The organism is Bradyrhizobium genosp. P, from assembly GCF_049949265.1.
In the GTDB taxonomy this organism is placed as follows: Bacteria; Pseudomonadota; Alphaproteobacteria; order Rhizobiales; family Xanthobacteraceae; genus Bradyrhizobium.
Genome location: NZ_CP188195.1, coordinates 884,452 through 910,164, shown reverse-complemented (window position 1 = coordinate 910,164; position 25,713 = coordinate 884,452). Strand labels below are relative to the sequence as shown.

The 25,713-nt window shown below is 64.4% G+C and carries 20 protein-coding genes; 14 read left to right on the top strand and 6 right to left on the bottom strand.

Features of this window, described 5'->3' with window-relative positions; all coding sequences use genetic code 11:
- The 5 genes from ACP2YO_RS04455 (at position 1) to ACP2YO_RS04435 (ending at position 8,588) form a co-directional block, all read left to right on the top strand.
- The gene (locus ACP2YO_RS04455) at positions 1-2,055 is read left to right on the top strand and encodes an ATP-binding protein (RefSeq protein ID WP_426443058.1); all 2,055 of its coding nucleotides are present in this window, start codon (positions 1-3) and stop codon (positions 2,053-2,055) included.
- A complete protein-coding gene (locus ACP2YO_RS04450; RefSeq protein WP_426439421.1) occupies positions 2,025-3,773 on the top strand; it encodes an ATP-binding response regulator in 1,749 nt (582 codons plus the stop codon). The genes ACP2YO_RS04455 and ACP2YO_RS04450 overlap by 31 nt, the downstream gene beginning before the upstream one ends.
- Positions 3,770-4,507: a response regulator gene (locus ACP2YO_RS04445; RefSeq protein ID WP_426439419.1), complete on the top strand. Its 738-nt coding sequence runs from the start codon at positions 3,770-3,772 to the stop codon at positions 4,505-4,507. The genes ACP2YO_RS04450 and ACP2YO_RS04445 overlap by 4 nt, the downstream gene beginning before the upstream one ends.
- Positions 4,508-4,623: 116 nt before the next feature.
- Positions 4,624-7,710, top strand: coding sequence for a DNA polymerase I (gene polA, locus ACP2YO_RS04440; protein WP_426439417.1), 3,087 nt, complete (start codon positions 4,624-4,626; stop codon positions 7,708-7,710).
- A 242-nt stretch (positions 7,711-7,952) separates the two neighbouring features.
- On the top strand, positions 7,953-8,588 hold the full coding sequence (locus ACP2YO_RS04435; RefSeq protein ID WP_426439415.1) for a LysE family translocator: 636 nt from the start codon (positions 7,953-7,955) through the stop codon (positions 8,586-8,588).
- 159 nt (positions 8,589-8,747) lie between these two features.
- Here the strand turns inward: ACP2YO_RS04435 and ACP2YO_RS04430 are convergent, their stop codons facing one another.
- Positions 8,748-9,374, bottom strand: coding sequence for a glutathione S-transferase family protein (locus ACP2YO_RS04430; protein ID WP_426439413.1), 627 nt, complete (start codon positions 9,372-9,374; stop codon positions 8,748-8,750).
- A gap of 185 nt (positions 9,375-9,559) precedes the next feature.
- On the opposite strand from ACP2YO_RS04430, the gene pyrE reads away from it, so the two are divergent.
- Both pyrE and ACP2YO_RS04420 read left to right on the top strand, forming a co-directional pair.
- Positions 9,560-10,123, top strand: a complete 564-nt coding sequence (pyrE, locus tag ACP2YO_RS04425; RefSeq protein WP_426439411.1) for an orotate phosphoribosyltransferase — start codon at positions 9,560-9,562, stop codon at positions 10,121-10,123.
- A 339-nt stretch (positions 10,124-10,462) separates the two neighbouring features.
- Entirely contained in the window at positions 10,463-11,239 is a 777-nt protein-coding gene (locus ACP2YO_RS04420; protein ID WP_426443057.1) for a DUF2865 domain-containing protein, read from the top strand.
- A 210-nt stretch (positions 11,240-11,449) separates the two neighbouring features.
- Here the strand turns inward: ACP2YO_RS04420 and ACP2YO_RS04415 are convergent, their stop codons facing one another.
- Together ACP2YO_RS04415 and ACP2YO_RS04410 are read right to left on the bottom strand one after the other, a co-directional pair.
- Positions 11,450-11,881, bottom strand: coding sequence for a hypothetical protein (locus ACP2YO_RS04415; protein WP_426439409.1), 432 nt, complete (start codon positions 11,879-11,881; stop codon positions 11,450-11,452).
- A 397-nt stretch (positions 11,882-12,278) separates the two neighbouring features.
- Positions 12,279-13,319, bottom strand: coding sequence for an IS110 family transposase (locus ACP2YO_RS04410; RefSeq protein WP_426437623.1), 1,041 nt, complete (start codon positions 13,317-13,319; stop codon positions 12,279-12,281).
- 117 nt (positions 13,320-13,436) lie between these two features.
- Between ACP2YO_RS04410 and ACP2YO_RS04405 the strand changes: the two genes are divergently transcribed.
- A complete protein-coding gene (locus ACP2YO_RS04405) occupies positions 13,437-13,730 on the top strand; it encodes a GIY-YIG nuclease family protein (protein ID WP_426439407.1) in 294 nt (97 codons plus the stop codon).
- A 293-nt stretch (positions 13,731-14,023) separates the two neighbouring features.
- Here ACP2YO_RS04405 and ACP2YO_RS04400 read toward each other — a convergent pair whose 3' ends face one another.
- Positions 14,024-14,257 (bottom strand): hypothetical protein, encoded by a 234-nt coding sequence (locus tag ACP2YO_RS04400; protein WP_426439405.1) that lies wholly within the window; start codon positions 14,255-14,257, stop codon positions 14,024-14,026.
- 204 nt (positions 14,258-14,461) lie between these two features.
- Between ACP2YO_RS04400 and ACP2YO_RS04395 the strand changes: the two genes are divergently transcribed.
- From ACP2YO_RS04395 to rocF, 3 genes are all read left to right on the top strand, one after another.
- Positions 14,462-16,972: a glycogen/starch/alpha-glucan phosphorylase gene (locus ACP2YO_RS04395; protein ID WP_426439403.1), complete on the top strand. Its 2,511-nt coding sequence runs from the start codon at positions 14,462-14,464 to the stop codon at positions 16,970-16,972.
- Positions 16,973-17,219: 247 nt separating this feature from the next.
- The gene (locus ACP2YO_RS04390) at positions 17,220-18,038 is read left to right on the top strand and encodes an acyl-CoA thioesterase (protein WP_426439401.1); all 819 of its coding nucleotides are present in this window, start codon (positions 17,220-17,222) and stop codon (positions 18,036-18,038) included.
- 30 nt (positions 18,039-18,068) lie between these two features.
- A complete protein-coding gene (gene rocF, locus ACP2YO_RS04385; protein WP_426439399.1) occupies positions 18,069-19,046 on the top strand; it encodes an arginase in 978 nt (325 codons plus the stop codon).
- Between the two features lie 71 nt (positions 19,047-19,117).
- On the opposite strand, the gene ACP2YO_RS04380 is transcribed toward rocF, so the two are convergent.
- Both ACP2YO_RS04380 and ACP2YO_RS04375 read right to left on the bottom strand, forming a co-directional pair.
- The gene (locus ACP2YO_RS04380) at positions 19,118-20,734 is read right to left on the bottom strand and encodes a phosphoenolpyruvate carboxykinase (RefSeq protein ID WP_426439397.1); all 1,617 of its coding nucleotides are present in this window, start codon (positions 20,732-20,734) and stop codon (positions 19,118-19,120) included.
- Positions 20,735-21,515: 781 nt separating this feature from the next.
- Positions 21,516-22,250, bottom strand: a complete 735-nt coding sequence (locus ACP2YO_RS04375) for a HugZ family protein (RefSeq protein WP_426439395.1) — start codon at positions 22,248-22,250, stop codon at positions 21,516-21,518.
- A gap of 238 nt (positions 22,251-22,488) precedes the next feature.
- Here ACP2YO_RS04375 and ACP2YO_RS04370 point away from each other — a divergent pair, with 238 nt between their 5' ends.
- The 3 genes from ACP2YO_RS04370 to ACP2YO_RS04360 all read left to right on the top strand — a co-directional run bounded on the left by ACP2YO_RS04370 (position 22,489) and on the right by ACP2YO_RS04360 (position 25,702).
- The gene (locus tag ACP2YO_RS04370; RefSeq protein ID WP_066503115.1) at positions 22,489-23,190 is read left to right on the top strand and encodes a response regulator transcription factor; all 702 of its coding nucleotides are present in this window, start codon (positions 22,489-22,491) and stop codon (positions 23,188-23,190) included.
- A 200-nt stretch (positions 23,191-23,390) separates the two neighbouring features.
- Positions 23,391-25,136: a stimulus-sensing domain-containing protein gene (locus ACP2YO_RS04365; protein WP_426443056.1), complete on the top strand. Its 1,746-nt coding sequence runs from the start codon at positions 23,391-23,393 to the stop codon at positions 25,134-25,136.
- Positions 25,136-25,702: an HPr kinase/phosphorylase gene (locus ACP2YO_RS04360; RefSeq protein WP_426439392.1), complete on the top strand. Its 567-nt coding sequence runs from the start codon at positions 25,136-25,138 to the stop codon at positions 25,700-25,702. The genes ACP2YO_RS04365 and ACP2YO_RS04360 overlap by 1 nt, the downstream gene beginning before the upstream one ends.
- Positions 25,703-25,713: the final 11 nt, after the last annotated feature.

Genomic DNA, 25,713 nt, shown 5'->3' with positions numbered 1-25,713 from the left:
CTGGGTTTCGCGGCGCAAGGCCGCTTCCGCATCGTCCAGCTGCTGCGCGCGGTTCCGATACGCTGGCGTATCCTGTCGATCGCGCTGCTCAATTCCGCCGTCGTGGTCGTGCTCGCCGTGCTGATCTGGAATGGCTCCAAGGTGCTCGGCTCGGCCTGGGACGACGTCCGCCAGGTGCGCGAATCCGACAAGATCCTGGCGAGGCTCGAAAGCGAGACCAGCCGCCTGCAGAACCTGATCCACCGTTACATCAACCAGCCGAGCCCGGACCTGTTCGCGGAGATCCTGCTGTTGCGCGAGGCCGTGCTCGGTACGCTGACGAACCGCGCATCGACCGACCCGATGCTGTCCGGCTCGGTGGAGCAGCTCGAGCGCGTCACCAGCCGTTTCCTCGACGGCTTCGGCGAATTGCGCACCGTCCAGTCGACCATCGCCAAAACCTACAACGAGCAGGTGCTCGCGCCGACCAGGGACATGGCCGGGCTTTATTCGATCATCGAGGGTGCGACGGGCCATCGCGATGCGCTGATCTGGCCTGCACTCGGCAAGTCCCGCGAGGCATTTACGTCGCTGCTGGTCGCTGCCAACGCGTACTATCTGTCGCTCGATACGGCGTCGGCCGAGGAAGCCCGCCGCAACATCGATACGATCGAGAACACGACCCCGGTCATGACCGACCTTGCCGAGAACGACCTGCAGCGCATGGCGCTGGCGAAGCTCAAGGTCAAGACCGAGGAGTTGCGCGACGGGCTCGCCAAGTTGAGCGAACAGCTGACCAACCGTACCGAATTGTTGCGCAACACCATCGACGCCAGCCAGGCCGACGCGATCGGTGCGATCGACGACCTCTCGGCCAAGATGCGCCAGCGCGAGCAGAAGGCGCAGGAGACGTTCGACCGGACGCTGGCGGCGATCTCACGCCGGGTGCTGTCGATCGCCGTGCTGTTCCTCGGCATCATCTTGTCGGCCGGCGTGCTGATCGCGCTGTCGATCCGGCTGCCGCTGGCGCAGATCATGGCGTCGATGCGCGCCATCACGTCGGGTGACTACGACCGCCCGGTGCAGGGCACGACAGCCAAGGACGAGGTCGGCGCCATGGCGCGCGCCGTCGAGGTGTTCCGCGAGAATGCGATCGCCAAGCGCAAGACCGAGGACGAACTGCGGGCCGCCAAGGAAAAGGCCGAGACCGCGCTGATCGAGCTCAACACCGCGCAGCAGAACCTGATCGATGCCGAGCGCCTGGCCGCGCTCGGCGGCCTCGTCGCCGGCGTCGCCCATGAGGTCAACAATCCGATCGGCATCAGCCTGACCGTCGCCTCGAGCTTCGCCCGGCGCGCGGAAATGTTCGAGAACGACCTGAAGACCGAGCCGCTGCGCCGCTCGAAGCTCGACGAATTCGTCCGCACCTCGCGCGACGCGTCGCAGCAGCTGGTCGGCAATCTGCAGCGCGCCGGCGAGCTGATCCAGTCCTTCAAGCAGGTCGCCGTCGATCGCTCGCATGCCGAGCGCCGCCAGTTCAACCTCGGTGAATCGACCGACCAGATCGTGGCGAGCCTGCGCCCGGTGCTCAAGAAGGCCGCCATCGCGCTATCGGTCGATGTGCCCGAGGGCCTGCTGATCGACGGCTATCCCGGCGCCTATGGGCAAATCTTAACCAATCTTTTCCTCAACGCCGTCAATCATGCCTTCGCTGACGGCCGCTCCGGCACGATCACGATCTCGGCACGAGGGCGCGGTGCCGACGATGTCGAGATCATCTTCGCCGACGACGGCGCCGGCATGACGCCGGACGTGCAGCGGCAGGCGTTCGACCCGTTCTTCACGACGCGGCGCAACGAAGGCGGTACGGGCCTCGGCCTGCATATCGTCTATAACCTGGTCACCCAGCAGCTCGGCGGACGCATGATGCTGGAGTCAAGGGTAGGACAAGGCACTACTTTTCGCATTATCATGCCCAGGATCGCCAAAGGACAGCCCACGGGTCAGCCCACGATCACTGACACAGCAGCCGACGGAACCAGTCAATGGCCGAACAGGACGATGTCCTCCAACTGATCGACGATACCGAGAGTCCTCCGGAGGATTCGCCGGTACGCAAATGGAAGATCGCCGTCATCGACGACGATCACGCGGTCCATGAGGGCACCCGCTTCGCGCTGAGCGACTACAATCTGAACGGCGCGACGCTGGAGGTCCTGTCGGCCTATTCAGCGGCCGAAGGTCGCACGCTGATGCGGGACAACCCCGATATCGCCGCCGTCCTGCTCGACGTCATCATGGAGACCGACGTCGCCGGCCTCGAGCTCGTCGAATACATCCGCAACGAGATCAAGAACGAAACCGTCCGCATCATCCTGCGCACCGGCCAGCCCGGCCAGGCGCCGGAACGGCGCGTCATCGTCCAGTACGACATCAACGACTACAAGGCGAAGACCGAGCTCACCGCCGACAAGCTGTTCACCTCGCTGACCGCCGCGCTGCGCAGCTACCAGCAGCTCGAGCGCATGGTGCAGACGCGGCGCGGGCTCGAGATCATCATCGATGCCGCCTCGACGCTGTACGATTTCAAGTCGATGCAGCGGCTGGCCGAAGGCGTGCTGACCCAGCTTGCGTCGCTGCTCAATGTCGACTGCGCCGGCATCCTGGTGCTGCGCGACGACGGCAACGCCGTCGCGCCCGACTTCTCGGTGCTGGCCTGCTCCGGCTGCTACAGCCGTTTCATCGGCAGCACCTCCTCGCGGGCGCTCGATCCGGATCTGCGGTCGATGGTGGAAGCCGCCTTCCAGGGCCGCAAGAACGAATTCGCCGACCACCGCAGCGTGCTCTATTCACGCACCGGCAGCGGCCGCGAGGTCGTGGTGCTGCTGCAGGCCGAGCGCCAGCTCTCCGACACCGACCGCGCGCTGGTCGAGATCTTCTCGAGCCGGCTGTCGATCGCGTTCGACAATGTGATCCTCTATCAGCAGCTCCACGAGGCCAACACCCAGCTCGAAGACCGCGTCACGCAGCGCACGCGCGCGCTGATGCAGGCCAACCGACGGCTGTCGGCGCAGTGGCTCCGGCTGCAGCGCGCCAACGGCTTCAAGAACGAAATCCTCGGCACCGTCGCGCACGACCTGAAGAATCCGCTCGGCGTGATCCTCGGCCGCACCGAGATGCTGACCGAACTGATCAGCGCCGGCTCGCCGAAGGAAAACGTCACCGCGCAGGTCGAGCACATCAGGGACGCGACCAAGCGGCTGACCTCGATGGTCGATCATCTGATCTCGGACGCGATGGCCGACGCCTTCGACATCAGCATCCGCCGCGAGCCGGTCGACATCGCAGGCCTCGTCAACGAGGTCACCGAGGCCAACCTGCCCTCGGCCATCAACAAGCAGCAGAGCATCTCGGTCTCGGGGCCGAAGCATTTCGTCACGATGTGCGACACCGACCGGATGCGCGAGGCGATCGATAATCTCGTCAGCAACGCCATCAAATATTCGCCGATCGGCGGCAAGATCACGGTCGCGGTCAGCCACGAGAGCGACAACACCGTGATCCGCATCGTCGACCAGGGTCCCGGCCTCAGCCCGGAGGATCTCGGCCGGCTGTTCGGCCGGTTCCAGCGGCTCTCGGCCAAGCCGACCGCGGGCGAGAGCTCGACCGGTCTCGGGCTTTCGATCGTCAAGCGCATCATCGACATGCATGGCGGCCATGTGACCGCGCAGAGCCCCGGCCCCGGACAGGGGTCGACCTTTACGGTTACATTGCCCGCGACAGAGCCGTCATGACCCAGAGCCCGCATATCTTCATCGTCGACGACGAGGCACCGGCCCGCGAGATGGTCGGCGATTACCTCAAGATGCACGGTTTTGGCGTGACGCTGTGCGACGGTGGCAAGAGCCTGCGCAAGGAGATCGAGACCAGCGTGCCCGATCTCGTGGTGCTCGACCTCAACATGCCCGAGGAAGACGGGCTGTCGATCATTCGCGACCTCAAGAGCAAGATCAACGTTCCCGTCATCATGCTGACAGCTACCGCCAGCCCGATCGACCGCGTGGTCGGGCTCGAACTCGGCGCCGACGACTACGTCGCAAAGCCCTGCGAATTGCGCGAGCTGATGGCGCGCATCCGCTCGGTGCTGCGGCGAAGCGGACCGGCCCGGACCGCGGCGCCGGAACCTGCGGCCACCAAGGCCGAAAAGGAGCAATTGGTACGGTTCGGCACCAAATGGCTCGATCTCGAGGCCCGGGCGCTGCGCGACGACGAGGGCAATGAGCACCCGTTGACTGCATCCGAATTCGGCCTGCTGAAGGTGTTCGCGGCCAACCCGAAGCGCGTGCTGTCGCGCGAGCGGCTGCTGGAACTCGCCAATGCGCGCGACGCGGAAGCCTTCGACCGCGCCGTCGACCTCCGCATCATGCGCATCCGCCGCAAGATCGAGATCGATCCGACCAAGCCGGCCGTGATCCGCACGATCAGAGGCGGCGGCTATCTGTTCTCGCCGACCGGGGACAAGGCCTGAGCCCTATCCCCGGCGTCGTCCTGGCGAAAGCCAGGACGACAAAATCGCTGTGTGGCAAGTACAGAATCCACGCTGCCAAGGCTGTCAATCCGCGCAAAAATCCATAAATTCCGGCCATGCCGAAAACAGCCTCCAGTGCCCCCGCCAAATCCGCTCCGACGACCACCACGCCTGTTGCCGCCAAGGCCGTGGCGAAGGGCGACCACGTCTTCCTGGTCGATGGCTCGGGCTACATCTTCCGCGCCTATCACGCGCTGCCGCCGCTGAACCGCAAGTCCGACGGACTGCAGGTCAATGCTGTGCTCGGCTTCTGCAACATGCTGTGGAAGCTGCTCCGCGACATGCCGGCGGACAACCGGCCGACGCATCTGGCCATCATATTCGACAAATCGGAAATCACCTTCCGCAACAAGCTCTATCCCGACTACAAGGCGCACCGGCCGCCGGCGCCCGACGACCTGATCCCGCAATTCGCGCTGATCCGCGAGGCGGTGCGCGCTTTCGACCTGCCCTGCCTCGAACAGGCGGGCTTCGAGGCCGACGATTTGATCGCGACCTATGCGCGGCTGGCCGGCGAGTGCGGCGCGACCACGACGATCGTGTCCTCGGACAAGGATCTGATGCAGCTCGTCACCGACAAGGTCGTGATGTACGACACCATGAAGGATCGCCGCATCGGCATCCCGGAGGTGATCGAGAAGTTCGGCGTGCCGCCGGAGAAAGTGGTCGAGGTGCAGGCGCTGGCCGGCGACTCCGCCGACAACGTGCCCGGCGTGCCCGGGATCGGCATCAAGACCGCGGCGCAACTGATCATCGAATATGGCGACCTCGAACAGCTGCTGTTCCGCGCCGGCGAGATCAAGCAGCCGAAGCGGCGCGAGGCGCTGCTCGAGAATGCCGAGAAGGCGCGCATCTCAAGGCAACTGGTTTTGCTCGACGACAAGGTCGATCTCGAAGTCCCGCTCGACGACCTCGCGGTGCACGAGCCGGATGCACGCAAGCTGGTCGCCTTCCTCAAGGCGATGGAGTTCTCCACCCTCACCCGCCGCGTCGCCGATTATTCGCAGATCGACCCGGCCAATGTCGAGGCTGATGCGGGCAACAAGAGCGGGGCTTCTTCGCCTCTCCCGCTTGCGGGGGAGGCCGACGCGCTCGGCAGCGTTCTCGCGCGCCAGAGCGCGGCGGGTGGGGGTCTCTCCGCGGAGAAAGCCCCCACCCTGCCCTCCCCCGCAAGCGGGGGAGGGAAAGAACGAGCCAAATCGGCCGACCGACAGGACAAATCCTCGAGCCGCAAGGGCACGCCGATCTCGCTGACCGAGGCGCGCGCGGAGGCCATGCGCAAGCTGCCGTTCGATCGCAGCAAATATCAGGCGATCGGCAGCCTTGACGCCCTGAAGGCGTGGGTCGGCCGCGTCGGCGATGTCGGCCATTTTGCGATCGAGGCGATTTCGGACTCGATTGATCCGATGCAGGCGGAGCTCTCCGGCATCGCTCTGGCGCTGGCCCCCGGTGATGCCTGCTATATCCCGCTCGGCCACAAGCAGGCCGGCGGCGGCGCGGGCCTGTTCGATGCGGGGCTTGCTCCCGACCAGATCAAGGCATCAGACGCACTCGCTGCGCTGAAACCGCTGCTGGAATCGGCAGGCGTCCTGAAGATCGGCTTCAACGTCAAGTTCACAGCGGTGCTGCTGGCGCAGCACGGCATTACGCTGTGCAACACCGATGATGCGCAGCTGATGTCCTATGCGCTCGATGCCGGCCGCGGCTCGCATGCGCTGGAACAGCTTGCCGAGCGCTCGTTCGGTCACGCCATGGTCGCCTATGGCAATTTGATCGGCAGCGGCAAGGGCAAGCTCACCTTCGATCAGGTCACGATCGATAAGGCGACCGAGTATTCGGCCGAGAGCGCGGACGCAACGTTGCGGCTGTGGCGCATCCTCAAGCCGCGGCTGGTCGCCGACCGAATGGCGACCGTCTATGAGACGCTGGAGCGGCCGCTGGTCTCGGTGCTGGCGCGGATGGAACGGCGCGGCATTTCGATCGACCGCCAGGTGTTGTCGCGGCTGTCGGGCGATTTCGCCCAGACCGCGGCGCGTGTCGAGGCCGAGATCCAGGAGATCGCCGGCGAGCCGGTCAATGTCGGCAGCCCCAAACAAATCGGCGACATCCTGTTCGGCAAGATGGGTCTCTCGGGCGGCACCAAGACCAAGACCGGCGCGTGGTCGACCACCGCGCAGGTGCTCGACGACCTCGCGGAGCAGGGCCACGCGCTGCCCAGCAAGATCCTGGAGTGGCGGCAGGTCTCGAAGCTGAAATCGACCTACACCGATGCGCTGCCGACTTACGTGCATCCGCAGACCCATCGCGTCCACACCACCTACGCGCTGGCGGCGACCACCACGGGCCGGCTGTCGTCGAACGAACCGAATTTGCAGAATATCCCGGTTCGCACCGAGGACGGCCGCAAGATCCGCCGCGCCTTCATCGCAACATCAGGCCACAAGCTGGTGTCCGCGGACTACTCTCAAATCGAATTGCGGCTGCTCGCAGAGATCGCGGACGTGCCGGTGCTGCGTGACGCGTTCCGCGACGGGCTCGATATTCACGCCATGACCGCCTCCGAAATGTTCGGCGTGCCGATCAAGGACATGCCGAGCGAGGTGCGCCGCCGCGCCAAGGCGATCAATTTCGGCATCATCTACGGCATCTCGGCATTCGGCCTCGCCAACCAGCTCGGCATCGCCCGCGAGGAAGCTTCGGCCTACATCAAGAAATACTTCGAGCGCTTCCCGGGCATTCGCGCCTACATGGATGACACCAAGGAGTTCTGCCGCAGGAACGGCTACGTCACCACGCTGTTCGGCCGCAAAATGTACTACCCCGAGATCAAGGCGTCGAATGCGTCGCACCGCGCCTTCAACGAACGCGCCGCGATCAACGCGCGGCTGCAGGGCTCGGCTGCCGACATCATCCGCCGCGCCATGATCCGGATGGAAGATGCGCTCGCCGAGAAGAAACTCTCGGCGCAGATGCTGCTGCAAGTGCATGACGAGCTGATCTTCGAGGTGCCCGACAACGAGGTCGCGGCAACGCTGCCGGTGGTGCAGAAGGTGATGCAGGACGCGCCGTTCCCCGCGGTGCTGCTCTCGCTGCCGCTGCAGGTCGATGCGCGGGCGGCGAACAATTGGGACGAAGCGCATTAGCTTTCTTCGCCTCTCCCGCTTGCGGGGGAGGCCGACGCGCTCGAAGAAGTGCGGCGGGTGGGGGCTCTCTCCAAGAGCGCGAGCATCTCTTATGCGGCGATACCCCCACCCCGCCCTCCCCCGCAAGCGGGAGAGGGAGCCCTACACCGCCTTCGCCGCGACATTGCTCCGAGAGCAATTCCAACATGGCCTCGCGGCGGATGACACGCTAGAAATGTGCATCCCCCTCGCGAGTCCTTTTGATGCCCCACATATCCGCTTTGCTCGGCTTTGCGCTGGTCTGCCTCGGCATGGTGCTGACGCCGGGACCGAACATGATGTACCTGATCTCGCGCTCGATCACCCAGGGGCCCGCGGCCGGCATCGTCTCGCTCGGCGGCGTGGCGCTCGGCTTCGTGTTCTACATGCTGTGCGCGGCGTTCGGCATCACCGCGCTCTTGTTCGCGATTCCATACGCCTATGACGCGCTGCGTTTTGCGGGCGCGGCCTATCTGCTCTGGCTCGCATGGCAGGCGCTCAAGCCCGGCGGCCGCTCGCCGTTTCAGGTCAGGACGTTGCAAGTCGACGGCCCCCGCAAGCTGTTCGCGATGGGCTTCGTCACCAATTTGCTCAATCCGAAGATCGCGATGCTCTATCTCGCGCTGCTGCCGCAGTTCATCGATCCCGCCGGCGGCAGCGTGCTGACGCAGTCGCTGGCGCTCGGCTCGATCCAGATCGCGCTCAGCGTCAGCATCAATGCGATGATTGCACTCGCCGCAGGATCGATCGCGGTGTTCCTCGGGACGCGCCCAACCTGGCTGCTGGTGCAGCGTTGGCTGATGGGCACGGTGCTGACAGGGCTTGCGGTGAAGATGGCGCTCGAGGCGAGAAGGGCGTGATTTCTTGCCTCTCCCGCTTGCGGGGGGAGGCCGACGCGCTCGGCAGCGCTCTTGCGCGCCAGAGCGCGGCGGGTGGGGGCTCTCTCCAACAATTTGAGCAGCCGTTATGCGGCACCACCCCCACCCCGCCCTCCCCCGCAAGGAGAGGGAGAAGAAAGTTCAATCCAGCTTTGCCTCCATGCCGCGCTTGGTGGCAGGACGCGCCATCAGCGCGTCGTACCAGCGCTTGACGTTGGGGAAATCGGCCAGATCGACCTTGTGGCGCGGGTGACGCCACGCCCAGCCGAGGATGGCGAAATCGGCGACCGAGAGATCGCCGGCGACATAGTCGCGGCCGGCGAGCCGGCGATCCAGCACGCCATAGAGCCGCCGCGTCTCGGCCATGTAGCGCTTCAGTCCATAGGCGCGGTCCTGCTCGTTCTCCAGCGCGATGAAATGATGCACTTGGCCCGGCATCGGGCCGAAGCCGCCCATCTGCCACATCAGCCACTCATAGACGGGAATCCGCTCAGCCAGCGGCCGCGGCAGGAACTTGCCGGTCTTTTCGCCAAGGTAAAGCAGGATCGCGCCGGATTCAAAGATGCTGACGCGCTTCCCGCCGGGTCCATCCGGATCGACGATCGCCGGGATCTTGTTGTTCGGGCTGATCTCGAGGAAGGCGGGCGCCATCTGCTCGCCCTTGCTGATATTCACCGGGATGACCTTGTAGGGAAGCCCCATTTCCTCCAGCGCCACCGAGATCTTGCGGCCGTTCGGCGTGTTCCAGGTGTGCAGCTCGATGGTCATTTCCGGCTCCCGACAAATATTTGGGCGCTGGATTAGGCGGAACCGGCCGTTGGCACAACCCGCGCCGCTCGCAAGCACCCCCGCCGAAATCGCGGCGCACCGCTGTTGACGGCCTCATCTCCACGCTGGAATGTGCCGGCCAGCGCCGATAGATTGCCGCCCGCCTCAACCCGAAAGAAGACGCCTTGTCCAGATCAGCCTCCCGTGCCCGCCTCGCCGAGATCATCCGCAAGCGTTCGTTCGGCCGCGGCGAGATCACGCTGGCATCGGGCCGCAAGAGCGACTTCTATTTCAACCTCAAGCCGACGATGCTCGACCCCGAGGGCGCGGCGCTGCTTGCCGAACTCACCTATGACGCGCTGAAGGACGACAATCTCGATTTCGTCGGCGGCCTGGAGATGGGTGCGGTGCCACTCGCCGGCGCGATCGCGCAGCTCTCCTGGCTGAAGGGACACCCGATCGCGGCGTTCTTCGTGCGCAAGAAGCCGAAGGAACACGGTGCACGGCTCGCGGTCGAAGGGTTAGCCAGGGGCGAGACGCTCGTCGGCAAGCGCATCGTGATCGTCGAGGACGTCACCACGACCGGCGGCTCGGCGCTGAAGGCCGCGGAAGCGGTGCGCGAGGCGGGCGGTGAGATCGCGCTGGTCTTCACCATGGTCGACCGCGAGGAAGGCGCGACCGAAACCTTCGCGGAAGCCGGATTGCCGTTCCGCTCGCTGTACAAGGCCGGCGAGTTCTTGCGGAGCTGACAGGTCTTTCTTCTCCCTCGCCCCGCTCTTGCGGGGTCGAGACGAGCGAAGCTCGCTCTTGGAGGGTTGGGGTGAGGGGGCCTCTCCACGAGTCACGAGAGTGGTTAGACCTGTACCCCCTCACCCGGATCGCATCTGCGATGCGATCCGACCTCTCCCCGCAAGCGGGGCGAGGTGAAGCAGCTTCTTTTCCCTCGGTTCCCATCCGCAATCAATCGCTCGTTTACCATCCCGCTCTATGGTGAATCGTGCCGGGGCAACTTTCGCCGCGGCGTGTTGCGTCGGGTGGAGTTGGCGTTGCGTACAGAGTTCAATGATCGACGCGTGCGGCGTCGCGTGATGCTTGTCGCCGCAACGCTTGCGGGGTCCATGATCTGCACGCCCGCCCCCGTTTCAGCCGAAGGGCTGTTCGACTTCTTCTTCGGCGGCGCGCCGCAGAAGCAGCAGGCGCGCCAGGCTCCGCCGCAAGCCAATTTCTTCGCCGATCCGTTCGGCATCAACCAGCAGCCTGAACGGCCCGCGGCGCCCACGCAACGCGTCGCCGGATCCGGACCGGCCTTCTGCGTGCGCAGCTGCGACGGCAGATATTTTCCGCTGACCATGCGCGGCAACTCCACGCCGGTCCAGATCTGCCAGGCGTTCTGCCCCTCGAGCCCGACCAAGGTGTTTTACGGCAGCAATATCGACGGCGCCACCTCGAACACCGGTGAGCGCTACGCCGACAGCGAAAACGCCTACGCCTATCGCAAGGCGCTGCGCGCCGACTGCACCTGCAACGGCCGCGATCCGGCGGGCCTTGCGCCGATCGACCTCTCGCTCGACACCTCGCTGCGGGCCGGCGACGTGGTCGCCACCACCGACGGCCTGGTCGCCTATACCGGCATCCGCGTCGGCAACGACCAGTCGTTCGACTTCGCGCCGGTCGCCTCCTATCCCGGCTTGACGGCCGAGATCCGCGCGCGGCTTGGCGAAATGAAGGTTGCACCTGTCAGCGCCGAACTGGCGGGCAACGCGCCGCTGCCGGAAACCAGCCGCGACGTCGCACCCGCAACGCCGGCCTCGGTGGTGCCAAAGACCACCGCGCCAAAGCCCGCCAAGCGCGCGGACGCGAACTAAAGCGAGATGAGTTTCGGTCGAATCCGTTCGCGGGGGTCTCGGTCCACCTCTCCCCGGCGGGGAGAGGTCGGCGCGAAGCGCCGGGTGAGGGCTCTTGCTTCTCGATAGACCGTAACCCCTCACCCGATTTGCTGCGCAAATCGACCTCTCCCAAGGGAGAGGTGAACCTTCGGCACCGGTCCAGCCCGACCTTATCTTATCACGCTCTGATTAGCGCCCGACGATCACGCCGATCACGTTCGGCGCCGCCAGATACTTGTCCTCGATATCAGCGCGTGCCGCGGCGCGGTTCTCCGGATTGAGCAGGCCGCGCTTCTCGGCCAGGATCATCCAGCAATAGCCCCACCAGTCGGTCAGCATGCCGTGGTCGTCGACGAGGTCGTAACCATGCTCGGCCGCGAAGATGCGCGCATGCGCTTCATCGAGTTGGTCGAGCCAGGCGTGATCTTCGCCCGACAACAGCTCGTCGCTGAAATCGTCCGTGGTGTAGCCCCAGATCGACATGCAGACCGCGTTGAACTCGCGGTCGATCTGGTCGTCGTCGATCGGCTGCCGCCGCGAGGCCTGATGCAGCCGCGACAGCGAGCGCGCGAAATCCGCGATACGAGTGAGAGCGAACTGATCAAAGGCGATGGTGGACATGTAGCCCTCGCGGAGACGGGTAGACCATAGATGTTGTGTCGGCACGACGCCGAATCACAATGATATATCAAATACTTGCTAAAGTGTTCTTAATTTGTTCCGATGAAAGTTAATGTCGTCCCGGCGAAGGCCGGGACCCATATGTGGACGGCCCCCGTGGCACAAGAGCTTTTTGAGCGGATCGGATCGCTTGCATCCATATGTCCGGCCTTTTGAGTGCGATCGGATGGATCGCTGGCCAAGATGGTTTGCGCGATGCGAGTTCCAAACAACCACGCGGCCTGTTGACGGCCGATGGGTCCCACGGACTGTCTCGCATCGTTGCTCGATCGATCGCTCCATCTGCTCCTGCAGCTCCGGGTCGGCTGACGAGCGAGCCCGCCAGCCGGCCAATCTGTTAGACGGCGACTGCCGCGGTGGCATTGATCCGTGCGGCGTCATAACTCTCGCCGGTCGCCATCAGCTTCCAGGCGATGCGGGCCACCTTGTTGGCGAGCGCCACGGCGGCAAGCTTCGGTGGCTTGCGCTTGATCAGGGCCAGCAGCCAGCGCGAGTGATGGCCGCGCCCGCGTCTGGCCTGCTGGATGACCGCCGTTGCCCCGATCACCAGCAGGCGGCGCAGGTCCTCGTCGCCCGCCCGCGTGATCTTGCCAAGCCTGGTTTTGCCGGCGGTGGAGTGATCCTGGGGGGTGAGGCCGAGCCAGGCTGCGAAGTGACGGCCGGAGCGGAAAGCATGGGGATCGGGTGTCTTCATCACGAGCGTCGTTGCAACGATCGGCCCGACAGAAGGGATCTGCGCCAGACGCCGGCCCACGGCGTCGGAGCGGTGCCAGGCCATCAATCTGGCTTCGATCTCCTGCAGCTCGCCCACGAGTCTGGTGTAGTCGCGGCCCAGCACCGTAAACAGCTCGCGTGCCAGGGCAGGAAGCGTCTCGTCCTGCGCAATCCGCGCCAGCAGCGGCTCGATCTTGTCGGTCCCTTGGGCCCCGATCAGGCCAAACTCCGCCGCATGGCCGCGGATCATATTGCCGAGCTGGGTGCGCCGGGCGATCAATCCAGCGCGGACACCCGTCAGCATCAGCGCGGCCTGCTGCTCGACCGTCTTGACCGGCACGAACCGCATGCTCGGCCGGCTCATCGCTTCACACAGCGCCTCCGCATCCCGACCGTCGTTCTTGTTCCGCGACACATAGGGCTTCACCAATTGCGGCGCCATCAACTTCACCTCGTGGCCCAGCTTGCGAAGCTCCCGTGCCCAATGGTGCGAGGCCCCGCAGGCCTCCATCCCGATCACGGTCGGCGGCAACTTGGCGAAGAACTCCAGCACCTGCTTGCGCGTAAGCTTCTTGCGCAACACAGGCTGTTCCGCCGCATCAACCCCATGCAGCACAAAAATATACTTCGACGTATCCATTCCAATGCGGATAATCTCTCTCACGGACGGCTCCCTTGTCTGAGATTTGCAACAACCTCATTCTGGCACACTGATGCCGTAGGGGGCCGTCCACACCATCAACCACCGCTGTCCGGCATCTCACGCGATCGGCGCCCAGCAATGAATCCTTCGGCCGCTTACTACGTCTACATTCTCGCGAGCCGTCGTCACGGAACGCTATACATCGGCATCTGCAACGATCTTCGCAATCGGCTTACGCTCCATCGCTCCGGACGCGGCTCGAAATTCGTCAAGAAGTACGATGTCACTCGGCTGGTCTACGTCGAGACGTACGCTTCACCACAAGAGGCGATCGCGCGGGAGAAGATGTTGAAGGAATGGCGCCGGGATTGGAAGATTCGGTTGATCGAGCAAGACAACCCGGAGTGGAGTGACCTGTCTCATCTTCTCTGACAGCTGTGGTTATGGGCCCCGGCCTTCGCCGGGGCGACGAATTTGTGGCCGCCGTCCGGCGGTCCCACCCCAAAAGCAATATGGGCCGCTGACGATGTCAGCGGCCCCGCCGTCAAATTGGTTCGGAATGAAATTTGCCTGCCCCACGCTCGGCACCTCTTTCGTAAAGCAGTTGTTAAGATGTGAAAATCCGTATCACCACGGTGTTCCCGGCGTTGAACCCGCCGATGATTCCGCGAACGCGGTTCAATACCGATCGTCGCGTCGAACTCTCCGCGGATCGGTATCGATCTTCAATTCACCGCCGACAGCAATTTGTCGCCGCAAGCATTCGCGTAGAACTTGCCGCCGCATTGCCGCTTGATCGCGGCGCAGCGGGCGGCAGGGGTGGCGTTCGGCGCCACGCTGAAGCCGCAGCTCAGGCTGTCGGCGCTACGGCCGATTTTATCTGCGGCGTAGGCCGCGCTGGTGGCGGTGATGCAGACCAGCAGCAATGCTGCGGCTGCGATCTCGATCAACAGTCTCATCACGCATCCTCCGCCAAATCGTCGCAAAATATCGGCTTTCGGAGCTGATAGTAGCACCGGCGATGGCAAGGCCGAATGCCTCAAACCGGCCCGGTCCTTGCATAAAAACACGGCAGCGCTGCGCACGGCACCGTTTCGGACGGTTTTGATTGCAGTGCAACGCGCGTATGATTGCGTAGAGTGTAAATGGTGGGGATTGGCGCGTTGCAGGAAAAAACAAACTATCCGGCACTGAACCAGCCGGTCGACGAACTGGCGCTGGGCGAAATCAAGAGCGCGATCCTCGCCAAGCTCAGGCTTGCGATCGGCAAGGACGCGGGCATGGCGACCCGGCGCGACTGGTACAAGGCGGCTGCGCTGGCGCTGCGTGACCGTATCGTGCATCGCTGGCTGACCGCGGAGAAGCAGAGCTACGACGCCGGCTCCAAGCGCGTTTATTATCTCTCGCTCGAATTCCTGATCGGCCGCCTGTTCACCGACGCGCTGAACAATATGGGATTATTGCCGGTGTTCGAGGCTGCGCTCGGCGATCTCGGCGTCGACCTCTCGGACCTGCGCAAATGCGAGCCGGACGCGGCGCTTGGCAATGGCGGTCTCGGCCGCCTCGCCGCCTGCTTCATGGAGAGCATGGCAACGCTTGCCATCCCCGCGATCGGCTACGGCATCCGCTACGATTTCGGCCTGTTCCGCCAGATCATGAATCAAGGCTGGCAGCAGGAATATCCCGACGAGTGGCTCGCGTTCGGCAACCCCTGGGAATTCCAGCGGCCGGAGGTGGTCTACCAGGTCCATTTCGGCGGCCACGTCGACCATGTCGACGACCACGGCCGCGATCGCGCCACCTGGACGCCCGCGGAAACCGTGGAAGCGATGGCCTATGACACGCCGATCGTCGGCTGGCGCGGCCAGCACGTCAACGCGCTGCGCCTGTGGTCGGCGCATGCGCCCGATCCGCTCAGGCTCGACGTCTTCAACACCGGCGACTACGTCTCGGCCAGCGCCGAGCAGGCGCGCGCCGAAGCGATCTGCAAATTCCTCTATCCGAACGACGAGAGCGCCGCGGGCCGCGAGTTGCGGCTGCGCCAGGAATATTTCTTCGTCTCGGCTTCGCTGCAGGATCTGATCAACCGGCATTTGTCCGCCGACGGCCAGTTGCGCAACCTGTCGCAGAAGGCCGCCGTGCAGCTCAACGACACCCATCCGAGCCTCGCCGTCACCGAGCTCATGCGCATTCTGGTCGACCTGCACAATTTCCGCTGGGACGAGGCCTGGAAGATCACGGTCGCGACGCTGTCCTATACCAACCACACGCTGCTGCCGGAGGCGCTGGAGACCTGGCCGGTCGAGCTGTTCGAGCGGCTGCTGCCGCGGCATCTCGAGATCATCTACCGGATCAACGTGCAGCATCTCGCGCTCGCCGAGGAGCGCTGCCCCGGCGACATCGAGTATCGCGCCTCGGTGTCCCTGATCGACGAACGAAGCGGCCGCCGGGTGCGAATGGGCCAGCTCGCCTTCGTCGGCTCGCACCGCATCAATGGCGTCTCGGCGATGCATTCCGACTTGATGAAGGAGACCGTGTTCCACGACCTCCATCATCTCTATCCGTCGCGCATCACCAACAAGACCAACGGCATCACCTTCCGCCGCTGGCTGATGCTGGCCAATCCGAGGCTGACCGCGCTGCTACGCGAGACCTGCGGCGAGGCCGTGCTCGACGACTTCTCGCTGCTGGAGCGGCTCGAGACCCACTCGAGCGACATCGAATTCCAGCAACGCTTCCGCGACGTCAAGCACCACAACAAGCTGGCGCTGGCGCGGCTGATCGGCGAACGCAACAACATCAAGGTCGATCCGTCGGCGCTGTTCGACGTCCAGATCAAGCGCATCCACGAATACAAGCGGCAACTGCTCAACATCCTGGAGACGATCGCGCTGTACCACGCGATGAAGGACGAGCCGCAGGCCAACTGGGTGCCGCGCGTGAAAATTTTCGCGGGCAAGGCGGCGGCGAGCTACCGTTATGCAAAACTGATCATCAAGCTGATCAACGACGTCGGCGAGGTCGTGAACAATGATCCGCTGCTGGCGGGACGGCTCAAGGTCGTCTTCCTCGCCGACTACAATGTCAGCCTCGCCGAAGTGATCATCCCGGCCGCCGACCTTTCCGAGCAGATCTCGACCGCGGGCATGGAGGCTTCCGGCACCGGCAATATGAAGCTCGCGCTCAACGGTGCGCTGACGATCGGCACGCTCGATGGCGCCAATATCGAGATCCGCGACTGGGTCCAGCCTGAGAACATCGCGATCTTCGGCATGGAAGCCGGTGACGTCATGGTCCGCCGCAAGCAGGGGCTGGATGCCAGCGACGTGATCCGCAAATCGCCACGGCTGGAGCGCGCGATCCGCGCCATCGAGAGCGGCGAGTTCTCGCCCGGCGATGCCGCCCGCTTCGCCTCGATCGGGCATGCGCTGCGCTACCTCGATCACTACATGGTTTCGGCCGATTTCGAGTCCTACTACGACGCACAGCGCGGCATCGACGCGCGCTGGCAGGTGATCCCGGCCTGGACCCGCGCCTCGATCCTCAACGTCGCGCGGATGCCGTGGTTCTCCTCGGACCGCACGATCCGCGAATATGCCGAGGACATCTGGCACGTGCCGGTGCACCCGACCGCGCCGCCCGTTGTCGGCGTCCAGCGCGAGGCGAAGGGGTAACAAGCGGTAATCCCGGGGCACGGAAATCGATGACGTCGGACGTCATTGAATTCGGCGCGGTAGCCCGCGATATTGCCGACGGCATCCACGTCGTCATTGCGAGCCATCCGGTCGGCGCGAAGCGCCGCCGGACGGCAGGCGCCGCGAAGCGATCCATCGCGCCGCGCGTACGGATGGATAGATGGATTGCTTCGTCGCTCACGCTCCTCGCAATGACGGCGGAGCGAATTTGCATTGAAGGACTTTCATGCTCACCAAGACCCCGCACCTTTTCGACGAGGCCACCGCGATCACGGCCGGCGACAGCCGCTGGCAGGGGCGGACCAGCCCGGACTACTGGGCCTTCGTCGGCCCGTTCGGCGGCTGCACCGCCGCGACGATCCTGCGGGCCTTGATGCAGCATCCGCAGCGCGCCGGCGATCCGCTGGCGCTAACGGTCAATTATTGCGCGCCGATCGCGGAAGGCATCTTCGACCTCGACCTCCGCCTGGTGAAGGCCAACCGGTCGAGCCAGCATTGGTCGGTCGAGATGACCCAGGGCCGCGGCGAGGTCGCGACGCTGGCCACCGCCGTGTTCGCCGAGCGCCGGCCGTCATGGTCGCACCAGCCGGCCGAGTATCCCGGCGCGACGCCATTCGAGCAGACCCTGCCCTATCCAAAGGTCGCGATGACCTGGGCCAACCAGTACGACTTCCGCTTCGTCGAAGGCGACCCGAAGCTCGGGGGCGGCGCGGCGAAGGCGCCGCTGAGCGCCTATTCGAAGCTCTGGATGGCCGACCGGGTGCCGCGCAAGGTCGATGCATTGTCGCTGATGTCGATGTCGGACGCCTTTTTCGGACGTGTGTTCCATGCGCGGCGCGAGCTGGTGCCGTTCGGCACGGTGTCGCTGACGACCTATTTCCATGTCGATGCGGCCGACCTTGACGCAGAAGACACCACGCGCGTGCTCGCCGTGGCCGACGCCAGGATTTTCCACAAGAGCTACGGTGACCAACACGGCGAATTGTGGTCGCCGTCCGGCCGGCTGCTCGCCACCACGACGCAAATCGCGTATTTCAAGGCGTAGAGTGTTCGAGCGAGGTAGGAGCCCTGCCGCATGTCCGAAGCCGACACGTTCAGACCCTCGCGCATCGCGCTGCTTGGCATTCCCATCGAGATCGGCGCGTCGCAGCCCGGCCCGCTGATGGGACCGGATGCGCTGCGCACGGCGGGGATCGCGCGCCTGCTCGAGCAGCTGGACTTCCAGGTCGACGATCACGGCAACCTGGCGATCCCGGCCGTCGTCACCGACGGACCCGTGCCGGCCAACACGAAATTCTACGACGAGGTGAAGACCTGGACCCGCGCGCTCTCCGAACGCGCCTACTGGCTAGCGCATTCCGGTGCAATTCCGATCTTCATGGGCGGCGACCACTCATTGTCGATGGGCTCCATCAACGGCGTCGCGCGTTACTGGCAGGAGAAGGGCCGGCCGCTGTTCGCGCTGTGGGTCGATGCGCATGCCGACTACAACACGCCGGCCACCACCATGACCGGCAACATGCACGGCATGTCGGCGGCGTTCCTGTGCGGCGAAGAGGGATTCGACGATCTGCTCGGCGGGCTGCCGCGCGCAACGATCCCGCCCGACCAGCTCGATATCATCGGCGCGCGCTCGATCGATCCGCTGGAGCGCAAACTGCTGCGGCAACGCAACGTCTCGATTGCGGACATGCGCCAAATCGACGAGTTCGGCGTCGCGGTGCTGACGCGACGCGTGATCGACCGCGTCAGAGCGAAGAACGGCGTGCTCCACGTTTCGTTCGACGTCGACTTCCTCGATCCTTCAGTGGCGCCCGGCGTCGGCACCACCGTGCCGGGCGGCGCGACTTATCGGGAAGCCCATCTCATTATGGAGCTGCTGCACGATTCCGGGCTGGTGCGCTCGCTCGATATCGTGGAGCTCAATCCCTTCCTCGACGAGCGCGGCCGCACCGCGCGCGTCGCGGTCGAATTGATCGGCAGCCTGTTCGGGCTGCAGATCACCGACCGCCAGACGCCGAGCAACGCGGTATTGCCTGATATCGGCGAGTAGCGAATAGGGAGTAGCGAATAGCGAAGCTGGCGAGCGCCCATTCGCTACTCGCCATTCGCTCGCTTCAGCGCTTACTCCGCCGCGAGCTTCACTTCCGGCGCGGCGGCGCGGACGTCGGCGTCGACCTGCGCTTCGAACTTGGCGAAGTTCTTCTGGAACATGCCGACCAGCGCACGCGCGGTCTTGTCGAACTCGGCCTTGTCGGCCCAGGTCTTGATCGGATCGAGAATGTGCGGCTCGACGCCCGGCAGCGAGGTCGGCACCGCGAAGCCGAAATACTTGTCGGTGCGGAAATCGGCGTTGCGGAGCGAGCCGTTCAGCGCGGCGGTGAGCAGTGCGCGCGTGACCTTGATCGGCATGCGGCGGCCGGTGCCGTACTTGCCGCCGGTCCAGCCGGTGTTGACCAGCCAGCAATCGACATTGTGCTTGGCGATCAGCTCGCGCAGCAGGTTGCCGTAGACCGACGGATCGCGCGGCAGGAACGGCGAACCGAAGCAGGTCGAGAATTCCGGCTGCGGCTCGTTGCCGAGGCCGCGCTCGGTGCCGGCGACCTTCGCGGTGTAGCCGGACAGGAAGTGATACATCGCCTGCGCCGGCGTCAGCTTGGCGATCGGCGGCATCACGCCGAAGGCGTCGGCGGCCAGCATCACCACGTTCTTCGGATGCGGCGCGCGGCCGGTGCGCGAGGCGTTCGGAATGAAATCGAGCGGATAGGCCGAGCGGGTGTTCTCGGTCTTCGAGCCGTCGTCGAAATCGGGCGCGCGGGTATTGGCATCGAGCACGACGTTTTCCAGCACGGCGCCGAAGCGCTTGCTGGCGGCATAGATTTCCGGCTCGGCTTCGGCCGACAGCTTGATGCATTTGGCGTAGCAGCCGCCTTCGAAATTGAAGACGCCGTCCTCGCTCCAGCCATGCTCGTCGTCACCGATCAGCGTGCGCTTCGGGTCGGCCGAGAGCGTGGTCTTGCCGGTGCCTGATAGCCCGAAGAAGATCGCCGTATCACCGTCGGGGCCGACATTGGCCGAGCAGTGCATCGGCATCACGCCCTTCTCGGGCAGATAGAAGTTCAGCGTGGTGAACACGCTCTTCTTCATCTCGCCGGCATAATAGGAACCACCGATCAGGACGATCTTGCGGGCGAAATCGATGGCGACGACGTTCTCCGATTTGCAGCCATGGCGTTTCGGATCGGCGCGGAAGCTCGGCAGGTCGATGATGGTGAGCTCCGGCGCGAAGCCCGCAAGCTCGGAGGCCTCGGGGCGGATCAACAGCGTGCGGATGAACAGCGAGTGCCAGGCGAGTTCGGTGAAGACGCGGGTCTTGATGCGGTGGGTCGGATCGGCGCCGCCGTAGAGATCCTGCGCGAACAGCGTCCTGCCTTCGGCATGCTTGAGGAAGTCGGCATAGAGCGTGGCGAACTGCTCCGAGGTGATCGACTGGTTGCCAGCCCACCACATCGACTTGTCGGTCAGGCCGTCACGAACCGTGAACTTGTCCTTCGGACTGCGGCCGGTGAATTCACCGGTATCCGCGCAGAGCGCGCCATCGGCCGACAGCACCGCTTCGCCGCTGCGGAGCGAATGCTCGTAGAGCTGCGGCGCGCCGTAATTCCAGTGCACGCCCTTGAGATTTTTTAAGCCGAATTTATCGGCACCGAAGGCACCGTTATACACGCCCGTTTCTTGCACGAAGAACCTCCTCGAACCCGCGTATCCTTGTTCGCGCGAATGTCGCTAAACGCGCCCCGACGCGGTGACCGCCTGTTAAATATAGCCTTCCGGCCTCAGTCCGGCGACCTAATAGTGGGGATCGCCGGGCTTGCCAAGCTACTCGACCGGGTTTTGGTTTATTCCAAGGCAAGCACATCATCTGAGGCAAATACCGCAACGCGGCACCGTTTCGCTTTGCTTTCGCTTTCCTGTTGTTTTCAAAGGAGAGACTGGACGTGGGGCCGCTGCTCTCCCTGAAATCAGGACACTGCGATGCACAAACGGTGCCAGCCAACGGCCCGCGGTCGGAGCAACAGATACTCGGAATGCCGGGTATGCATTGCGTGACGATAGTACGCCGCTGAGATCGACCAGCGCTGCATGTTGCAGCGCATCGCTGCTTGGCATGTCGGCTTCTATCGTGTGGCGCGCAGATGACACGATCCCAATCGGCGTCGATCTTCAGCCGTACAACCTCGCCCGAGATCAACACGCCATCGTCGAGGTCGAATGGCTATCTCTGAATGCCCGGCATCGGCGAAGGTTCCGCGACGCGTTTGATGAGCGTGCGAACATAGGGCGGTTGCGCGCGGTCGATGGGTTTTGGCAGCGCTACCATTGGCAACAACCACGACGCGAAAATCGCCGCTTCAATGATCGCGCAAGCTGTAATTGCCGCGCGACGTCATGCCTCGCAGCGCGGCCCATCGGTGGCGGCAGCGGTGACGCCCGTTCAAGGCCGGGAGATCAGCCCTTCGGATTAGCCTTTCGCGCGGGCCTCGCCGGCGAGGCGGACCAGCATCTTTCGCAGTCCGGTGCCATCGGTGACCCTTTCGGGAAAATCGAGCCGCAACGTCGTGCGATCGGCCTGCATATCCATGCCAGCAGGATCGCAGCCGGTGCAGGCCCAATCCGCACTTTCCGCGCCAAGGAGACGCGTGGCGTACAGGTTCATGGCCTCCCGATGGTCCTGATTCATATGCGCCACCGCGCCCGGCTCGGCCTCCAGCAGGTCTGCGGCATCCCCCAAATCGATCAAAAACTGCTCAGGTTTGAGGTCGACGATGCGGCCAAATCCGGCGACCAGATGGGCGCCGGTCGGCCGGATCCGAAAAAAGGAGAAATCCTCAAATTCCACAAAGGCTTCCGCCGATGGATGGGCGCTGAGATAGCGCCGGCGCACCAGTTCCCGCTCGCCATCCGCTGCCTGTTCCGCCCGCCCCGCGAGCATGATCCGGGCACCCTCCAGCGGATCGCCGTCAACACGCTCGTCAAGCATCAGCGACACCCGGCTGTCGGCCAGGAGATTCCTGGTATGCAGCGCCAGCCGCGAGATCAGCAGAATCGGCGAACCATCCGGATGACTGGCCAGATTGACCAGGGAACAATAAGGGTCGCCGCTACCAGCCATCAGCGTGGCGAGCGCGCCCTGGCGGCTGCGGCGCAGCAGCGAACGGGCCAAGCGAGCGGGATCGAAATCGGTGGTCGGTTGCATCGGCCTGTCACGTCATCCTGTTGCAGAATGGGCTCTTTTTTGCTGCAAAAAGGACCTTTTCTCCCGGTGGCAGGGTGCTATATGGGGGTGGAACGCCTCGACCGCAAAAGAGTTTTTGCGGAACTCGGTCACACTTCAGCCCAGCTTGCATTGCTCGTTGACCGCGTTCGAAGCCCATTTACCCGGCGCGTTGGTGGAATGCCCGCCGTTTAAGCCACTCTCATTGTGAAAGCAGAACATGCCCACAATCGCCTTGGTCGACGACGACCGCAACATTCTCACTTCCGTCTCGATCGCGCTCGAAGCCGAAGGTTATCGTATCATGACCTATACGGACGGAGCGTCGGCGCTGGATGGGTTTCGCACCTCGCCGCCCGACCTTGCCATCCTCGACATCAAGATGCCGCGCATGGACGGCATGGAGACGCTGCGGCGGCTGCGCCAGAAGTCCGACCTGCCGGTGATTTTCCTCACCTCCAAGGATGAAGAAATCGACGAATTGTTCGGCCTGAAAATGGGCGCCGACGATTTCATCCGCAAGCCATTCTCCCAGCGCCTGCTGGTTGAACGCGTCAAGGCCGTGCTCCGCCGCGGCCAGCCCAAGGATCCGACCGCTCCGCCGAAGGAGCCCGACGCCCGCGCGCTCGACCGCGGCCTGCTGCGGATGGACCCGGAGCGGCATACCTGCACCTGGAAGAACGAACCGGTGACGCTGACGGTAACCGAATTCCTGATCCTGCAGGCGCTGGCTACCCGCCCCGGCGTGGTGAAGAGCCGCAACGCGCTGATGGACGCGGCCTATGACGACCAAGTTTATGTCGACGACCGCACCATCGACAGCCACATCAAGCGGCTGCGCAAGAAGTTCAAGGTGGTCGACGACGACTTCGAGATGATCGAGACGCTGTACGGCGTCGGCTATCGCTTCAAGGAAGCCTGATCTGCGCTTTCCGGACGGCTTGTTAACTGACACGGCCCGCGCGATTGCGTAAGCTCGCGCGGGCAACAATATGCTTTGCGGGACGACATCCAAACCAACCGGCAGTTTTGCCTGTGCTTGACCGAACGCAGCCTCAACAGGGCCTGAACAGCGAGGACACGTCGCAGTCCGCCGATCAGGACCTCGTGGCCCAAGATCTGGTGGCCCAAGATCTCGTGACTTTCGAGTCGCGCGACAGGGGCTGGCGCCGCCCGCTCGGCTGGCTGCGCCGCGCCGGCCAGTTCTTCTTCGCGCTGTCGTTCTCAAGCCTGACGCGCCGCATCGTCTCGCTCAATCTCGCCGGCCTCGTGGCGCTGGTCGCAAGCATCCTCTATCTCTCACAGTTCCGCGCCGGGCTGATCGAGGCGCGTACGCAGAGCCTGATGGTCTATGCCGAGATCATCTCGGAGGCGATTGCGGCCTCGGCGACCGTCGAAGGCAATACCGTCACCATCGATCCCGATCGGCTGCTCGACCTCAAGCCCGGCGAGAGCTTCGGCCAGCCGGATGAATCGGCGGATTTCCCGATCAACCCCGAGCGCGTCGCGCCGATCCTGCGTCGCCTGATCGCGCCGACCAAGACGCGGGCGCGCATTTTCGACCGCGACGGCGGGCTGATCCTCGACAGCCGCAATTTGTTCGCGCGCGGCGACGTACTGCGCTTCGAGCTGCCCCCGCCGTCGGAAATACCGTCGCTGTATGAGAAGACCAAGATCGCGATCAAGACCTGGTTCAACCGCGGCGACCTGCCGATCTACCGCGAGCTCGGGCCGGAGGGCGGCAAGGGCTATCCGGAAGTCGCGCAGTCGCTCGAGGGCCTGAACAGCAGTATGGTGCGTGTCACCGAGCGCGGCGCGGTGGTGGTGTCGGTCGCGGTCCCGGTGCAGCATTTCCGGGCTGTGCGCGGCGCGCTGATGCTGACCACGCAGGGCGACGACATCGACCAGATGGTGATGTCCGAGCGCCTCGCCATCCTCAAGATCGGCGGCGTCGCCTCCGCCGTCATGATCATGCTGTCGCTCTTGCTCGCGAGCACTATCGCCGGTCCCGTGCGGCGGCTCGCCGACGGCGCCGAACGCGTCCGCCGCCGCATCCAGACCCGCGTCGAGATTCCCGACTTCACCGGGCGCCGCGACGAAATCGGCCATCTTTCGGGGACGTTGCGCGACATGACGAACGCGCTGTACAGCCGCATCGAGGCGATCGAGATGTTCGCCGCCGACGTCGCGCACGAACTCAAGAATCCGCTGACCTCGCTGCGCTCGGCGGTCGAGACGCTGCCGCTGGCGCGCAACGAGAACAGCCGCGCGCGGCTGCTTGCCGTGATCGAGCACGACGTCAAGCGGCTCGACCGGCTGATCTCCGACATCTCGGACGCAAGCCGCCTCGATGCCGAATTGCAGCGGCAGGACATGGCGCCGGTCGATCTGCGCCGGCTACTGGCGACCCTGGCCAGCGTTGCCAACGAAACCCGGCTCGGCCACGACGTCGCGGTCGAAGCCCGCTTCGAGGGCCGCGGAGCGACCGACACGTTCTCGGTCCCCGGCCATGATTCACGGCTCGGCCAGGTGATCTCGAACCTGCTGTCGAATGCGCAGTCGTTTTCCAAGCCCGGCGGCAAGGTGCGCATCATCTGCCGCCGCGTCCGCGGTGAGATCGAGATCATTGTCGACGATGATGGACCCGGCATCGGCGTCGATGCGCTGGAACGGATCTTCGAGCGCTTCTACACCGACCGGCCGCACCAGGGCTTTGGCCAGAATTCCGGTCTCGGCCTCTCGATCTCCAAGCAGATCATCGAGGCGCATGGCGGGCGCATCTGGGCGGAAAATCGTCCGGGCCCGGCCGACGACGACGGCCAGCCGACGGTCGCCGGCGCGCGCTTCGTGGTGAGGTTGCCGGCGTGATGAGCGGCAAGGCAAGCGTGCACGCCTCCGCCATCCTGGTCGGCGAGCGTGCTGTACTGATCCGGGGGCCCTCGGGCGCCGGCAAGTCGCGCCTGGCGTTCGATCTGATTCTCGCTGGACGCGCCGGACAGCTTCCGCCAGCCATTTTGGTGGGCGACGACCGTGTCTATCTCGACACAGCCGGCGAACAATTGTGGGTTCGCCCGGCGCGCGAATTGGCCGGCTTGATCGAGATTCGCGGCCTCGGAATCCGCCGCTGCGCCTTCGCCGCGGAGGCTGTGGTGGGACTGGTCGTTGATCTTGCCGCCGACGACGCAGAACGGCTGCCGCCGCCGGAGGCACTCCGAATCCATATAAATGGTGTTTTAGTACCTCGAATTCCGGTTGGAGCCGGTTTCCAGCCCCTGCCGCTAGTTGTCGCAGCGCTGACGACAACTCAAAGTTCATATTCCCGTAATCTTGCGGCCGATTGTGCGAAGGGAAATGGTAACCATATCACCTCCACTATCGCGTCCGATTTGGTCGGCGCAGCCTCCCCTCTCTACCGCCAGGATCAGGGAGACTAGCCAAGATGCCC

Coding starts and splice junctions, on each gene's coding strand:
- ACP2YO_RS04415 (WP_426439409.1), bottom strand. CDS start 11,881: ATGTCCACCATCGCCTTTGATCAGTTCGCTCTCACTCGTATCGCGGAT.
- ACP2YO_RS04435 (WP_426439415.1), top strand. CDS start 7,953: ATGCCCCACATATCCGCTTTGCTCGGCTTTGCGCTGGTCTGCCTCGGC.
- ACP2YO_RS04390 (WP_426439401.1), top strand. CDS start 17,220: ATGCTCACCAAGACCCCGCACCTTTTCGACGAGGCCACCGCGATCACG.
- ACP2YO_RS04405 (WP_426439407.1), top strand. CDS start 13,437: ATGAATCCTTCGGCCGCTTACTACGTCTACATTCTCGCGAGCCGTCGT.
- ACP2YO_RS04400 (WP_426439405.1), bottom strand. CDS start 14,257: ATGAGACTGTTGATCGAGATCGCAGCCGCAGCATTGCTGCTGGTCTGC.
- ACP2YO_RS04445 (WP_426439419.1), top strand. CDS start 3,770: ATGACCCAGAGCCCGCATATCTTCATCGTCGACGACGAGGCACCGGCC.
- ACP2YO_RS04450 (WP_426439421.1), top strand. CDS start 2,025: ATGGCCGAACAGGACGATGTCCTCCAACTGATCGACGATACCGAGAGT.
- ACP2YO_RS04420 (WP_426443057.1), top strand. CDS start 10,463: ATGCTTGTCGCCGCAACGCTTGCGGGGTCCATGATCTGCACGCCCGCC.
- polA (WP_426439417.1), top strand. CDS start 4,624: ATGCCGAAAACAGCCTCCAGTGCCCCCGCCAAATCCGCTCCGACGACC.
- ACP2YO_RS04370 (WP_066503115.1), top strand. CDS start 22,489: ATGCCCACAATCGCCTTGGTCGACGACGACCGCAACATTCTCACTTCC.
- ACP2YO_RS04360 (WP_426439392.1), top strand. CDS start 25,136: ATGAGCGGCAAGGCAAGCGTGCACGCCTCCGCCATCCTGGTCGGCGAG.
- ACP2YO_RS04430 (WP_426439413.1), bottom strand. CDS start 9,374: ATGACCATCGAGCTGCACACCTGGAACACGCCGAACGGCCGCAAGATC.
- rocF (WP_426439399.1), top strand. CDS start 18,069: ATGTCCGAAGCCGACACGTTCAGACCCTCGCGCATCGCGCTGCTTGGC.
- ACP2YO_RS04375 (WP_426439395.1), bottom strand. CDS start 22,250: ATGCAACCGACCACCGATTTCGATCCCGCTCGCTTGGCCCGTTCGCTG.